The 14,795-nt window shown below is 43.1% G+C and carries 11 protein-coding genes; 4 read left to right on the forward strand and 7 right to left on the reverse strand.

The genetic code is table 11. The features are described from left to right. Positions 1–75 precede the first annotated feature (75 nt). From L0B18_RS08150 to L0B18_RS08165, 4 genes are all read right to left on the reverse strand, one after another. Entirely contained in the window at positions 76–1,836 is a 1,761-nt protein-coding gene (locus L0B18_RS08150; RefSeq protein WP_234571153.1) for a glycoside hydrolase family 9 protein, read from the reverse strand. 142 nt (positions 1,837–1,978) lie between these two features. Further along, the gene (locus L0B18_RS08155; protein ID WP_234571155.1) at positions 1,979–3,043 is read right to left on the reverse strand and encodes an imelysin family protein; all 1,065 of its coding nucleotides are present in this window, start codon (positions 3,041–3,043) and stop codon (positions 1,979–1,981) included. Beyond that, complete coding sequence (locus L0B18_RS08160) at positions 3,040–4,461, reverse strand: di-heme oxidoreductase family protein (protein WP_234571157.1); 1,422 nt, start codon at positions 4,459–4,461, stop codon at positions 3,040–3,042. Before L0B18_RS08160 ends, L0B18_RS08155 begins: the two co-directional genes overlap by 4 nt. A 126-nt stretch (positions 4,462–4,587) precedes the next feature. Next, a complete protein-coding gene (locus tag L0B18_RS08165) occupies positions 4,588–5,778 on the reverse strand; it encodes an imelysin family protein (protein WP_234571160.1) in 1,191 nt (396 codons plus the stop codon). 229 nt (positions 5,779–6,007) lie between these two features. Between L0B18_RS08165 and L0B18_RS08170 the strand changes: the two genes are divergently transcribed. The 3 genes from L0B18_RS08170 to L0B18_RS08180 are packed head-to-tail and all read left to right on the forward strand — an operon-like array spanning position 6,008 to position 10,919. Beyond that, on the forward strand, positions 6,008–8,419 hold the full coding sequence (locus L0B18_RS08170; protein ID WP_234571162.1) for a TonB-dependent receptor: 2,412 nt from the start codon (positions 6,008–6,010) through the stop codon (positions 8,417–8,419). Between the two features lie 20 nt (positions 8,420–8,439). Further along, on the forward strand, positions 8,440–9,705 hold the full coding sequence (locus L0B18_RS08175) for a DUF4374 domain-containing protein (protein WP_234571163.1): 1,266 nt from the start codon (positions 8,440–8,442) through the stop codon (positions 9,703–9,705). An 11-nt stretch (positions 9,706–9,716) separates the two neighbouring features. Continuing rightward, positions 9,717–10,919: a PepSY-associated TM helix domain-containing protein gene (locus tag L0B18_RS08180; RefSeq protein WP_234571166.1), complete on the forward strand. Its 1,203-nt coding sequence runs from the start codon at positions 9,717–9,719 to the stop codon at positions 10,917–10,919. Here the strand turns inward: L0B18_RS08180 and L0B18_RS08185 are convergent. After that, on the reverse strand, positions 10,916–11,431 hold the full coding sequence (locus L0B18_RS08185; RefSeq protein WP_234571168.1) for an NUDIX hydrolase: 516 nt from the start codon (positions 11,429–11,431) through the stop codon (positions 10,916–10,918). The two genes, L0B18_RS08180 and L0B18_RS08185, sit on opposite strands and share 4 nt — an antisense overlap. Before the next feature lie 131 nt (positions 11,432–11,562). On the opposite strand from L0B18_RS08185, the gene L0B18_RS08190 reads away from it, so the two are divergent. Next, the gene (locus tag L0B18_RS08190) at positions 11,563–12,846 is read left to right on the forward strand and encodes an APC family permease (protein WP_234571170.1); all 1,284 of its coding nucleotides are present in this window, start codon (positions 11,563–11,565) and stop codon (positions 12,844–12,846) included. A 76-nt stretch (positions 12,847–12,922) separates the two neighbouring features. Here L0B18_RS08190 and L0B18_RS08195 read toward each other — a convergent pair whose 3' ends face one another. Further along, a complete protein-coding gene (locus tag L0B18_RS08195) occupies positions 12,923–13,582 on the reverse strand; it encodes a BON domain-containing protein (RefSeq protein ID WP_234571172.1) in 660 nt (219 codons plus the stop codon). Between the two features lie 105 nt (positions 13,583–13,687). Further along, a complete protein-coding gene (locus tag L0B18_RS08200; protein WP_234571174.1) occupies positions 13,688–14,563 on the reverse strand; it encodes an AraC family transcriptional regulator in 876 nt (291 codons plus the stop codon). Between the last annotated feature and the right edge of the window lie 232 nt (positions 14,564–14,795).

Here is a 14,795-nt window from a genome sequence, read left to right on the forward strand (position 1 = left end):
AAAATAGGAATAGCGAAAAATATCCAACCTACAGAAAGCCGTATATATTTTACGGCTTTGTAAACTTTCATGAGATTATTCTTGATTAGATAATCCGGCTTGATATTGCAACGCTTCCAAAGCAGCCGATAAATAAACCATTGGTGCATTCCAGTTAATAGCAATTTCGTTGGATGCATACGAGCAATAATCATCCAGATAGGAAAGAGCGGGAAGGTCAGACGGATACTCACAGCCATCCTGTTGCCCCGCATTAGGTCCGCCGGCCAACAAACCGGGCACCGGTTCAGAAATCAGATGGGCACCTGACGGACGATGATGAATGTTTATGGGAGTTTTATCGCCAAAGCCTGTTAGGAATGAATAGCCCGTTGCATTTCGCCCCAGAAGATAATCCAGGTTTGAAAGTGCATGATCGAGATAATCGCGGTGTTCTGTAATAAGATACGCCTGAATCAATACAATTCCCTGGTTAGCTGCAGTCGATGAGCTTCCCCAAATGTAATTCCCGGCGCTTCGATCCATGACAGTTTGATAGCCGGTTTCTGTCCCGCTGTTAATTAAACTATCTGCCAGCGAAACGATTATCTGGCTGGCTTTGGTGATATCATCCGGAGCAGTTTCAGAGAGATCATCAGACAGGCGAGCTATAGTATAGTAAGCGAGGGAACGTACATTTTGCCAGCTTGGAACCGTGGCCTGATCCGACGGGAAAAGATCGATTGCATTGTAGAAAAGAGAATTTTTTGTTGTAGCAAAAAGCTCCGTTGCCGCCCAAATAAATTCATCAGAAGCATCGCTGTCACCATATTCACCGGTAGTGATATCAGGGTCAAACTGATCGTTCAACTCATTTTGATTGTATAGTTGATCCTGGTTTTGACGAGCCCACAGCCATGCGTTGAGTGATGCGATGACGGCTGAATCCGCGAAGGCAGGTGCTTCACCCGGATACTCCCGAAACACCCGTGCGGCTTGTGCCATCACCGCGGCAAAGTTTAACGTTCCGGTGACGCTTTTTTGAATAACATACCTTGCATTGGTGTCCTCAACCGGCATTACTTGTCCGGAAAAGTTTGCGGACGTCAGTTTGTGATAGACTCCGCCATCGGCAGGATCCTGCATTTTCATATACCAGCGGAGATTCCAAAGCACTTCATCCAAAATATCGGGCAGCCGGTTCTCGCTTTCGGGAATATCCGTTTCAAACGTTTGCATGAACTCCGGAAAATCTTCGTACAAAGAGAGAAGTGTGGCCGTTGAAATTCCTGAGTTTACGGCGTATTTGTTGTAATCTCCGGCATCATACCAGCCTCCGGGAGCCGAAATTGTGGAATCAACCGGACGATTTGATGAGGCTGCCGAGGGATGAATCAGAACCACATCATCCGGGTGGCCGGCAGGTCGGGCCCACTTTCCACCGTATTCAAATGGAATGGCAGTTGATGCTCTTTGAAAATAGAATCCTTTCAATGCAGCTTTGGCGACGTCTTCATGAACATTTTCTGAAATTGAAAAGGAATAGGAGTAGCCTAATTCTGGAATCCAGACGATGTATTGTCCGGTTTGATTTAATTGAGAAAAATCAGCGATTCGAACTGTTTCACCGGAATTTGGAGATTCAAAACTGTCGCTGAGTTGACCGGTGTGAAGTGTGTCTGAAAAATCCGGTGAGACAATGTAGAAAATTCCCGAAGCGCTCTCCGGCACTACAGCCATTTTTTGCGCTTCCGGATAAAATCCGATTTGATTCAGTTTAATGTCATCAGTGAGCCGCTGTGCGGAAACTATTTGAGTAAGCAGAAATGAACAAATTAGAAATACAATTCTTTTCATGATAATGCATTTGGTAGACCGTCTGTTTGAATGAAATGTAATTCATTTAGATTGTAAATCAGACAAAATTAGTTGAAAAAATTAGCTAATTACTGTCTGCTTTGCTTCCAGAAAATTGGCAGTATATGAGGAGGGGAGAAATTTAGTCTCCATCATTATCACTAAAAACGGTCAAGATGCCAAGCTGGGAAATCATGTCAATGTCGGTATAAATATATAACTGGTTGATGCTGTCAATCAGCTCCTGTACCGTGGATTTTTGATTGAGGATGGCATCTTCCAGCGAGCCGTCTATTTCATCAAGAATAAGAAAAGCATTTTCGTATTCCCGGTTGACCGCTTCAGAGAGCAGTTCACCATTTTCATCTTCAATTCCGAGAGCGGCGATGTAGTCATCAAAACCACTTCCTTCGCCGCCATTGAATGTTTGTTGTGCGGAGATGAGATTTTCACGAATCAGTTCTTTGGTAAGATTAGCATGAACCGATTCCAGCATTTGAAGCCGTGGGGTGCCTTCCGTTTGTGATCCAAATGGTATTTCAATTTTTTCCATTCTCACTTTTTGAAGCATGTATCCCAGCTCATTTGCCAAAAGCGTAATTCCTGAATCTGCCTCATTCCCGGTTTTGCTGATAAATTCTTCGGCATATCCGGAATTCCACTCCTCAAGAATAGCAGAACTGTGCTGTGTGAGAGCTTCCGTCAACAAATTGAGATAAGTTTTTCGATCAGCATCCGAAAATTCTTCGAGGATAACCGGCCCTTCATCATGAAACAGCAGGTACTCAATAGCCGGCAGACCTTTTCGGTTGCTTCCGATTCTGATCAGGTAATCATCTGATCTGTCAAAATCTTCAATTGCCTGTTCAATTCCCCGTTCGCTTGTTGGCCAGCGGTCAATGGCGGTTACCAGAACCAGCGATTCAACCGGCCCAAAATTATACACTTCCGCTCGTTTCCAGGATTTTATGGATCGCTCCCATGCCGTTTTTAAATCCGCAAGAGTTTGGGGTGAGGGATTTTCCGTAAAAGTTAAAGAAGAAGAATGAAGGGCATCCGCCGTTTGATTGAAATCTTCGTATGCAGGAATAATCAGGTTATTGGTAACATTTTCGAGGATCAAAGAGCGATCGAAATTGTTGCCTGAGCAGCCGCTAATCAGGAAAATTATAAAAGCAGCAATTGTAAATTTTTTGATGAGGCTCATAACGAATTCAAAAATTTAATGAGATTATCGCGCTCTTCTTTACTGAGTTGTTTGAAATTTTGTTGGCTTTGTTCGGCTTCACCGCCGTGCCATAGAATGGCCTCTTCAAGATTTCGGGCACGTCCGTCATGAAGAAAATAGGTGTGGCCGCTTACGGTTTCCACCAGACCGATTCCCCACAGCGGCGGCGTTCTCCATTCGGTTCCGGTGGCTTCGGCATCCAGGGCGTTATCTGCCAGGCCTTCTCCCATATCGTGGAGAAGCAGATCCGTATAGGGATAGATAATTTGATTCGAAAATTCTGGGTGTTCAGGATGCTCGCCCGTTTGCAATTTCGGAACGTGGCAAGATGCACAACCAATCGTATGAAAAGCCCGTTTGCCTTTCAAAACATCTGGTTCATCCCAATTTCGCCGGGCAGGGACGGCAATCGTTTCCATGTAAAGGGCTACCCGGTCGAGGATATCTTCGGTGAGTTCAGGATCGCCGCCAGATCGCGCTTCTTTACATTCGGTTTGAAATTCAGCACAAAGTTCATCCGGGAAAAGTTCGGAAGTAATTCCAATATCTTCACGAAAAGCCACCGCTGTCTGTTGACGAACCGAGGGCTGATTCGCTTTCCAGCCAAATCGCCCAACCTTCAACTCTTCCGATGCATAATCATACACATAGTTGAGTTTGCCGGAAATACCGTCTCCGTCAGAATCATCAGGATCAGCCAGCGACTTTAAAGTCTCTTCATCTATCGCTTCGAGCAGGCCAAGCCCCACAAGGTGTTGGGCAATCCGTGGAGAAATCATGATATCATCCGGAAACGCGCCATACTTTAAATTCTTAAACTCATAGACAGGTTCGCGAAGAGTATAGGACATTCCATCGGGATACTCTCCGGAAATTTCATTGTAGGTGACCTGCACTTCGCCCTCAGGTTCAACTCCCAAAACAGACAGATGATTGAACTGGCGTCCATAGTTTTCATCCGGTATGGTGCGGATGCTGTCCGGCGCAGGCCGGCTCAAACGGAAGAGCAAATCAACGGGATGCTCATCCGGACTTTCAGGCGGCGCGCCTTTTCCATCAAGATTATGGCAGCTTGAACAAGAGCGAGCATTGAATAGGGGGCCAAGCCCGTCCAGGTCTTCTGTAGATGCGGGAGCCGTGACCCAATTTCGTTTGAAAAAAGCATTTCCCGTTACGAAGAAAAGATCCTTATTACCTGTAAGATTTGGTGCTGCCTCTCCAAACGCATTCACTGATGTATTAAAAACAGTTGTTTCACCACCGCTTAATTGTTCGCCTTCCTCACGCCATTCAGAGAGCGGATCGAAAAAACCGCGGCTGAATGCAAACGCAAAACCGACAAACAGAAGAACGACAAAAAGTGCCGTTCCTATTTTGGTGATCTTACCTTTTTTCAATGTGATTTGGATTTGGATTGCATGAGCAAAGTCTTGGGACCTATTCGTGGTTCCTTCTCATCGCGGTTTGGCTGACGTCGCATTGAGCACAACGAAACGCAGTCGAAATATCGCCAAATTTGTTTATTAAATGGCATCCGGATCAACAGTAAATCCGAATTCTGCAGCGGCTTCTGCAATCAGGTCACCTTGTCTTCTAAGAAGATTGATGGTTTCCATAATGCGCTGGCGGCCTTCCTGGTTCAGGATTTCCTGGTCGAAGGGAGCCTGGATCTGCATGCTCGAAGAGACACTTTCAGTAACTGTATCGCGTAACTCTGCAGCTAATTCAGGATCTTTGTTTTCGATCAATTGCAAAATACTGGGACCGCTTATTAAGGCGCCATTTGAGCGCGTGTACATTCCGGTCAGAACACTTTTGATTCCAATCGCATTTGCCACGATATCCCGGTGAGTATTATCGCTAAAGCAAGAGTGTTCATCTTCTTTACTTCGGAGATCAAGAGAAACAAACATTCGTTCACCGGCCAGTTCGCCTTTGCTCAGTTTTCCAATCCCATTCAAAATTCGTTCAACAGAATTCATTAATTGATCTTCGGAAGTGAAAAAAGCCCGGTAATTGTCGCTGTCTTCTTCCCATTCATTCACCAGCATTTGGAGATCATCCAGAATAAGTGCCGAGGTTTCAGTCAGGTATTCAGCCCGGCGTTCCTGGTTCTCGTTTGTTCCTTCACTGCCGGTTACATAATCCGTATACGGACGCTCACCACCACCGGGACCAGAGCTCAAATCCTGTCCCCACAGCAAAAATTCTACAGCGTGATAACCCGAGCTTACATTTGTCTCGCCGCCCCGTTCATTCAGAGACGCAATCAATTCCTTGTCAATCTCTGGAAACTCTTCCGGGCTGTTGATGATATTGGCTCCGTTGGATTCCAAATCCCCGTTGGCCGGTTCCACAACATAATCGATGTAGGATTCGTCAAGCGGCCATGCGTTGAGTTGTGCTTCGGGGCCTTCTTCATCATCAATAGGGCCGCCATAAAACCGGAATGCTTCGGTCTGTCCATAGGTTTCCCGCGCTGCAAGCCAGGCATCTTTTGCAGACTGTAAAGTGGATTTCGACGGATTTTCAACAAATTCGTTGATGGCCTGATCCATTGCTTCTGCATCTGCGAGTGCATCCTCATAGGAGGCCAGGGCTATATCAGCATAGTTTTCAATGACCGGCCTTACATCGGTGTCAGAACTGCAAGATGAAAAGAGAAATACTAAAACGATGAGGGAAAGTGTGGAAGGAAAAAAAATCTTATTCATGAAAGGTTGAGTGATTTTGGAATGGGAGCGACTGTCGCCAAGAGTATTATTTAGATTGATTACAGATAAGGTAAGGAATTCAAGAAGAGTTCTAAAGAAAATTGACCGATTTAGAATGGAATGCTGAAGCAAGAGAAAAAACCAAATATTATTTATATTAAGTCTAAATAAGTATTATATTTTCCCTCGCAAATTAACCTGCAATGTAAATGATTTTGAAGTTTTTGTAATGAAGTTTTCTACGGTTCTGTTTGCAGCAGTCATCGCGTGTTTTTTTTCTACCGAAATTCTTTTTGCTCAAACCGGCTCCATTTCAGGAATGATTACAGATGAGTCGGGAGAATCCCTGCCCGGGATAACTATTCAATTCAAAGATAGTCCGAAAGGTGTGGCGACGGATGCCACCGGTTTTTTCATTATCGAAAATATTCCTGCAGGTAGACATACATTTGTCGTATCTGGCGTTGGATTTAGCCGACAGGAATTCGAGGCTGAAATACGGGCCAATGAGAAAACGGACGTAGAAATTACTCTCAACCGAAGCACCACTGAGTTAGAAACGCTGACTGTTGAAGCGAAATCAGAAACTCAGGAGATTCGTGAACAGGCTTATTCTGTGACATCTATTGGTACCCGAAGCATCGAAAACCGGAGTACCAATATGAATCAGGTTTTAACCCGTGCCGCAGGTATTCGGGTACGTGAGCAGGGTGGGATGGGCTCGAACTTTAATGTTTCCATTAATGGCCTGTCTGGCCGTGCAGTTCGGTTTTTTGTAGATGGTAAACCCATTGATCGGTTTGGATCTGCATATGGTATCAACAATTTTCCAATTAATCTTGTAGACCGTATTGAAGTTTACAAAGGTGTTGTGCCGGCAGAATTTGGAAGTGATGCTCTTGGCGGGGTGGTCAATCTGGTCACCAAATCGGGCTACAATAATTTTGTCGATGTCTCTTATAGTATCGGTTCTTTTGGAACGCATCAAACCTCGTTTTTAAGCAATTGGCAACACCCCTCAAATGGCCTGTCTTTAAATTTGGAAGGGTTTTTCAACTATTCGGATAATAATTATGAAGTTTGGGGAGAAGGTGTAGAAGTGGGCGATCCGGAGACGGGAAGAGCTATTGGTATTCGCATCGAGCGTTTTCATGATGCGTATCGTTCGTGGTCTGGCAAAGCGGAAATTGGACTGAATGATAAAAAATGGGCGGATACATTTACGGCAAGTTTTATTTATGCGGATGATAAAAATGAAGTTCAACATGGCGCTACAATGGCCAGTGTTTATGGGGAAGCGGAACGCATGGAAGAAACCATTGGCCCCTCAGCATATTATCTGAAAGATGATCTGTTTGTTGATGGATTGGGCGTTGAGCTTTATTCATCATTCACATGGTTAGAAAGTACAACAGTTGATACAAGTTCACGGCGATACAACTGGGCGGGAGAAGTGATTGATGAACGTCCGACCAATAGTGAGATGGGAAGTGGCAGAAACGGAAAATCCCTGTTGACTCTCAGTAACGAAAATCAACTTTATCAGGGATCTGCCTGGTATGAAATGAATGATAATCATCAACTGAGGTTCAATGTCACGATCGATCATACAGAGCGGGATGGTAATGATCCTTACATATCAAACCGAACGGCTTCATTCAGAGAACCCCAGGAGATCAAAAAAAGAGTTGTATCTCTAAGCTATCAGGCCGATGCATTGGATGATAAACTGAATCAAACTGTATGGGCCAAAAATTACGATTTCAAAGCCTATTCAGTTGATGAAGAATATGTAACAGATTCTTTAGGTCACCGCCCCGTAGCATTTCCGGTTGAAGGGAGCACCAATGATTTTGGATATGGATACGCTGTTAAATACTCTTTTAGTGATGATCTGATCGCAAAATTTTCAGCAGAAAAAACGTACAGAATTCCCGATGCTGATGAAATTTTAGGGGACGGACTTTTTGTTGCCAACAGTCCGAACCTCGAACCTGAAAGCAGTTTAAACTTTAACCTTAGTTTTCTTGCGAACAGGCTGAAAATAGGGCAAAGCCGAATCTCATTTGAGCCCTCCTTTTTTTACAGGAATACAGAAAATTTAATTCTTTATATCGTTCAGGAGAACAGGAATTCCGGCAGCTACTCAAACATTGGGAAAGTGCGTGGAATGGGAGCCAGTCTGGATGCAACCTATGAATATCAACATTGGCTTAATCTGAATGCAAATATTACCTACCAGGATTTAAGGGATTGGAGAGAGACCATTGGGCCGAACCGAAATCAAACCTATAAAGATCGTCTGAGAAACACACCTTATTTGATGTCGAACGGAGAACTCAATCTTCGGAAAACAGAATTTTTCAGGGAGGATGATGAAGCGTCATTCTTCTGGTCTGTAAAATATGTTCATGAGTTCTTTTTAAACTGGCCGAGTCTTGGAAATCCAAATACAAAGTCTGCCATTCCTGCTCAACTGGTGAATGATATTGGCGTGAACTACTCCTTTTCTCACGGGACGTACAATGTATCGTTCGAGGTTCGAAATCTACTGAATGAACAAGTATACGATAACTACTTACTGCAAAAACCTGGACGAGGATTTTACCTCAAACTCAGAACTTTTTTTAATCAAAAGTAACATAATCTATAACGAATCAAATGAATCAAACGAATCATAATCTTTTAAGAAAATTATCAAGGCTGCTAAGCATTGCTCTTGTATTTACCGTTATATCCTGCTCAGATAATTCCACATCACCTGATCCTGAGCCAGAGCCCGAACCTGAAAACCAATATTTTACCATGGGGATTGGTGCCGGAGGTGGTAACTACCTTTTAACCTCCGATGAATTACTGACGGGCGAAATTTCCCCTGAAGGAAATGGCCTTGAAGTAGGTGCCGGGCGAGATCTGCTATCTGAAGGAAGGTATATTTATGATTTCGATCGAAACACCAAAAATTTTATTCAATATGAAATGATCGAAGATGGTACCATTCAGGAAGTAGCTACCATTCTCGGAACGGAGTACGTTGCCGATCGTGCAAACTCCAAAAACAAACTTGATGAAAACACACTCCTGTATTTAGATCCCGTTCAGTGGGGAGAGCCTGAAGTAAAATGGGTGAGAATCAGCATTCCGGAATTTACAGTTCATAGTTCCGGTAGCTTTAATTTGCCAACCATTGCTCAAACCGAGGATGTCAATTGGCAGGTAAATGTTGGGCGTGCAACTGTGCATGGAGACAAACTTGTCATGGGTACCGTTTATTACGATTTGGATGGCAATTATTTGGAAGATGCTCATGCAATTGTTCTGGATTATCCCGGTATGACAAACCCTGCACTTATTGAAACGGATAAGCTCAATGCAGAATTGGGAATTACCAGTGATGCAAATTATGTACACACAGATAATGGTGATCTGTATATTAAAGCCAGTGGCGGAAATTTTTGGGGGAAACCAGGTACCGAGGATCAGCCCGGTGGAGGCATTTTGAGGATTAAAGCAGGAGAAACCGACTTTGATGACAGCTATTTTCTGGATCTGACTGAAGTACTTGGGGAACCCACCAACATCATGCACCTGAACCATGTATCTGGTAACACAGCCATCGCTATGCTTTTTAATCCATCGGAAATGGATTGGAGCAACTACGAAGGAGATCACTACTATTATGCTAAAATAAATCTCGAAACACAGGAAGTAACTCCGTATGATGTCCCCACCTCAGGCTCCAGGCTTTCCCGATATCCATTAGTGCATGACGGAATGTTTTATACATTTCTGAAAAGCGCCGCCAACAGCACAACCCATGTTCTTCGAATTGACACAGAAGGAGGTCCTGATGCATACACCGTAGGAGCTCGGCTTGTTGGAGAGAATATTATTGGCTACTCCATTTTTGCCCATCCAACGGAGTAATCCAAGTATAAATGCAGAAATACTCCTTTAAAAAAATTGTTGGAAAAATACACCTCTGGCTCGGGCTTGCTTCCGGGCTGGTGGTGTTTATCGTTAGTCTTACAGGTTGTATTTACGTATTTCAAGAGGAGATTAGCAGAGCTTTAAACACCAATGTATGGGTAGAAGTAGAACCCCAAAATCAACCTTATGCCTCCGTTGAAACATACATCAACAAAGTAAAAGAACAGTATACAGGAGAATTAAACCGTATTACGTTTGATATATTTTATTCTCAAAATGATGCTGTAGTAAGCTGGGTTGAGGATCTGGATGATAACAACAAGGCTTTTATTTTGAATCCGTACACGGGAGAGGTGATCAAAAGCTTTGAGTATTCCGTTACATTTTGGGCATTTGTTCGTTCCATGCACGTTTCATTGTTAATTCCCGGAATTGGCGATGATATCGTAGCTGCATCAACACTTATTTTTTTGATATCTCTGATTTCCGGATTGGTACTTTGGTGGCCCCGAAATAAAAAAGTGGCTAAAAAACGAGTGTCTTTCAAATGGCAGAAGCGAACCGGAATGAAGAGAAAAAATTATGACCTGCATAATATTCTGGGATTTTACTCCATTTTTGCTCTGATTTTTATTACTGTTTCCGGCTTAACGATGGCATATGACTGGATGGACCAGGCCGTTATGTGGACGGTAAACGGCGGATCTGTTAACAATCAGGAAGAAATTACAGAACCTACTCTCTCTGAAAGCTTGCAAAACAAACAGCAAGAAGAGTATTCTCTTGGAGTTGATGAAACTCTGAAATCCATTCGGGAATCTTATAATGGATTTAAACACTTCTTTATAATTTTTCCCGAAAGCACTGATACAGTTTACGTTATGGCTGAACCCACAGAGGATTCGTTTTATAACAGAACTGATATTTATAAACTCGAAAGAAGTAGTGGCAGAATTGCCGGATATGAACTCTGGGAATCCAAAAATAACGGAGAGATCTATCAGGGAATGGAACTCGACATCCATGTGGGTTCTGTATTGGGGCTGCCGGGAAAAATTTTAGCCTTCGTAGTTAGCTTGATTGCTGCAACCTTACCCATTACCGGATTTTATATTTGGTGGGGCCGTCGGCCAAAGAAATCAAAAAGAAAACCTGTCAAAAAAAACCAGAGGTCGCGTAAGCCCAACAAAGTTGCTGCATCTGTTTCTTAATGATTTTTTAGCTCATCCAGGTTATCCGACATCTCATTGATATTCAGGTCTTTATCATAATCTACATCAAGAAAAAAGAATTCTTTGGCTAAAATCTTTTTGTAGATATAAAGATCCGTTTTAGGAATCGGGATTGATTCCAGCCGGTCTTTATGAATCCATTCCAGTTCACCTTCATCCGAAATTGGAGGTTCAACACGATCGATGTTGTACGAAAAAATCAGGCTGATCCAGTTGTACTTTACCGGGGAGGATTCAACCATCACTCCGCCTAAAACAGGGGGATCAATATCAAATCCGGTTTCCTCTTTTACTTCTCGTACAATAGCTGTTTTGGGAGATTCGTGAGGATCCACTTTTCCGCCAACCGGGCAATAAAGTCCCTGGTGCGGATCTTTTTTTCTTTTGATGAGGAGCAACTCATTTTCGCAAATCAGGATACATGAAACCGCGGTAACCTTAAATCCTGAATGAAGGAGCGCCGCTTCCAGTTTTTTGTCGGATGCTTTCATAGATCGGTTATCATTAGAGGCGTGAATATATCGATTTCAAGAGCAAAAAAATGATCTATTCGGGAGATACCGGAACGTGGTTTTACATCAGTATGTTTTTAAATGGAATAACAAATAAACCAAGTTGTTCAATGTCCTCAGAAAAGAAACTTTCACTCTTTGATGCCTGCGGAATGGCCATCGGGGGAATGATCGGGGGAGGAATTTTTGCAGTATTGGGAGAAGGTGTCATGACCGCTGGAAACGCTACCTTCATCAGTTTGGGAATCGGGGGGATTCTGGCATTAATTACCGGGGTTGTTTATGCGCGGCTTACCACAAAATTCGATGAATCTGGCGGAGAGTTTATTTTTATGGAACACATTGCGGGCGTTCGGTTTGCAGGCACGATCAGTTGGTTTTTGATTTTGGGATATGTATTCACAATCAGTCTTTATGCTTACACATTTGGTGCTTATTCCGGACGGCTTTTCGGGATGGAATCAGGCCCAAATTTTTGGCTGGGTGGGGGAATCATTCTGCTGTTAACCGGTCTGAATCTTTCGGGAGTCAAAGAATCCGGTATTTCTGAAGACATTCTGGTCTATACGAAAACGGCCATTCTGATCGGTTTAATTGCACTTGGTTTCTACACGGTTCAACCCGATAAAATCTACCCGATTGCGAATGAAGGTGTTGGTAATATGATTAAAGCCGGTGCCCTGGTGTTTGTAGCCTATGAAGGGTTTCAGCTCCTCACGTATGACTACAATACGATAGAAGATCACAAAAAGAATTTGCCCAGGGCCATTACCATATCCATCATAACTGTAACTCTCATTTATATGTTGATTGCATTTGTTCTGACCGGCTCGCTGGCACAAGATGTAATAGCCGAGCATAAAGAGACGGTTTTGGCAATGCTTGCACAACCGGTAATGGGGCAATTGGGAATTGTTATTGTACTGATAGCAGCTGTTTTTTCAACCTCATCGGCCATCCTGGCTACGGTCTTTGCAATCTCCCGGCTTGGTAAGCGAATCGCAAAAGACGGTCAGCTTCCACATCAGCTTACTGATCGCCAGAGTTCAGGGGTACCGGTTTACTTTTCACTGATGCTTGCAGCACTTGCCATACTTGTTCAGTTCTTCGGCAACCTGGAGCAGATCACCACGTTTTCCAGCATTACTTTTCTTTTCGTTTTTTCTATTGTCAACTATATGGGATACAAACACAGTGTTTTTAATGGTTGGAATAGAGCTGTGCCACTGTTGGGATCATTCGGTTGCGCTTCGGCAATGCTTGTTCTTTTCTATGAGATGTTCGTCTCAAACCGACAGACATTTTATCTCGTACTTGGAATAGCCGTTGTACTCTTGCTTTGCCGTGAAGCGTATATTTGGTTTCATTCAAAATATAAAGGGAAACGGGACTGATTCTTTCTTTAAAAATATCTGAATAAATAAAAAAGCCTGTCCGTAAAGACAGGCTTTTTTGTGAAACAGTTTGGAATTAACCCACTACAATTCTGTTATTCACACCGGTAACTCCCGGAGTGTAAAGCGCAGATTCAAAAGCAGCGTTTCTTGCACTAAACGTTTTTACAGATCCAGAAAGAGTTACACTGCCATTCATTACCGTTACTTCGATATCATCGGCAGTCACCTGAACATTCCGTTCAAGCGCATTTACAATCTCTTCCGCAATGATTTCGTCTTTAAAATCATCCGTGGGAACCACTGCAAGATTATTGCTGACACCCAATACGCCGTTAATATCAAGCACTTCTTTTTCGGCAGAGATTTTCTCCCAAAAAGCATCAACAGTGCCTTCGAGAGTTACCCAGCCATTATCGACTGTTACATCAATAGAATACGATTGCACATCACTATTAATACTTAGCGAATTGCGCACATGTTCTTGAAGTTGTACATCACCCGGAATGGTATGGGTTGATATCATTTGTACGTCCAGGTTGTTCGCTACGGAAACAACGCCATCAACCTGTTGAGCATCATCGTACGCTGCAGATTTGCCCGTCATTGTTGGGACTTTTCCTTCAAGGTCTACATTTCCGTTCATGACCTTGATACTAATTTCTTTCGATTCGATTCGGTCATCCCAGTCTAATTGATGGGCTACGTCTGCAAGTATTTTTTCATCATCTCTCATAATTATTACCTCTTTTGATTTATGATTCTTCCATTTATTTCTATGTCTTATAGCAAAGTGAACGGTTGAATCATTCCATTTTTCAATAGATTGGAAAACAAGCCGTTAGGAAGCTTTTTTAACCGGAATCCAGATTTCGCTGTATTGTTTATCTGAGGAATTTTCAATCTCTTTATTCAAGAGCATTTCAGGTCCTTCGGATAGTTCATACCGGGATTCGGGAAACCACTCCGAAAAAATTCGTCCCCATGTGTTTTGGATTTTTTCTGCTGAAGAATCCTCAATTTCGAAGACAGCCCACGAAGATGACGGAACCTGAAGAGTTGCAAAATCCTTAACAGCCGACTTGGTTGTAGCTACTCCGATGTAATGATCTAATTCCCCATTTTCCTCCATCCGGCCTTCGTCAAAATTCGTGGATGCATGAATCAATCCCCTGGGTTCAGTATTGCAAAGGGATGTGAGCTCCGCAATTGTATCAGTATCCAGGCTCTTTCGCAGATCGACAATTTCCTGGTTCACTCCCTCAAAAATGATTTGAATCCGTTTCATCACTCCGACGATGGTAAAAGCTTCTTTTTTGATAATTCGATGGTTCATTTCAGTACCTCCTTTTATGGACATGTGAAAACTCATTCGAGGATAGGCTTTGATCGATTGCCCGCCTTTTTGGACTTCTGATGGTGTGATGCCATGCCAGTTTTTAAACGCCCGGGTAAAAGAGTCTGGCGAGTCATAACCAACCTTTTGGGCGATAGTTGCAATAGACAGTTCCCTATCAGATAGTTCAGAAGCAGCAAGGGAAAGACGCCTGCGGCGAATGTATTCCGACAGAGAAATTCCTGTCATAAAGGGAAACATCCTTCGGAAATGATATTCTGAGCACCTGGCAACCCGGGCCACTTCAAAATAATCGACCTCATCCGTCAGATGATCTTCGATATAATTCATGGCACCGTTCATCTTATCAAGCCAATCCATATGAATGGTTGTTCGTTACTATTTCTTGTTCAGAGGTAAATTAAAAGCAGTAAACCGACAGTTCATGTACAAGTTTGCAGGGTGGCAGTGAAATTTATAGTAAGATGTTTCCTCAAAATCACTTCCTCTTTAATGTAGAAAGACTGATCTTTAAATAAGAGGATATAGTTTTTCTGGAAATAGGTGGTACTCCTCTGGTTAAGCATTGCTTTTTTTAAGAAGGTTAAACCAA

The organism is Rhodohalobacter sp. 614A (genome assembly GCF_021462415.1).
Classification (GTDB): Bacteria; Bacteroidota; Rhodothermia; order Balneolales; family Balneolaceae; genus Rhodohalobacter.

Excerpts from the sequence above, each read along its gene's own strand:
- L0B18_RS08150 (WP_234571153.1), bottom strand. The coding sequence starts at position 1,836 with ATGAAAAGAATTGTATTTCTAATTTGTTCATTTCTGCTTACTCAAATA.
- L0B18_RS08155 (WP_234571155.1), bottom strand. The coding sequence starts at position 3,043 with ATGAGCCTCATCAAAAAATTTACAATTGCTGCTTTTATAATTTTCCTG.
- L0B18_RS08165 (WP_234571160.1), bottom strand. The coding sequence starts at position 5,778 with ATGAATAAGATTTTTTTTCCTTCCACACTTTCCCTCATCGTTTTAGTA.
- L0B18_RS08170 (WP_234571162.1), top strand. The coding sequence starts at position 6,008 with ATGAAGTTTTCTACGGTTCTGTTTGCAGCAGTCATCGCGTGTTTTTTT.
- L0B18_RS08175 (WP_234571163.1), top strand. The coding sequence starts at position 8,440 with ATGAATCAAACGAATCATAATCTTTTAAGAAAATTATCAAGGCTGCTA.
- L0B18_RS08180 (WP_234571166.1), top strand. The coding sequence starts at position 9,717 with ATGCAGAAATACTCCTTTAAAAAAATTGTTGGAAAAATACACCTCTGG.
- L0B18_RS08185 (WP_234571168.1), bottom strand. The coding sequence starts at position 11,431 with ATGAAAGCATCCGACAAAAAACTGGAAGCGGCGCTCCTTCATTCAGGA.
- L0B18_RS08190 (WP_234571170.1), top strand. The coding sequence starts at position 11,563 with ATGTCCTCAGAAAAGAAACTTTCACTCTTTGATGCCTGCGGAATGGCC.
- L0B18_RS08195 (WP_234571172.1), bottom strand. The coding sequence starts at position 13,582 with ATGAGAGATGATGAAAAAATACTTGCAGACGTAGCCCATCAATTAGAC.
- L0B18_RS08200 (WP_234571174.1), bottom strand. The coding sequence starts at position 14,563 with ATGGATTGGCTTGATAAGATGAACGGTGCCATGAATTATATCGAAGAT.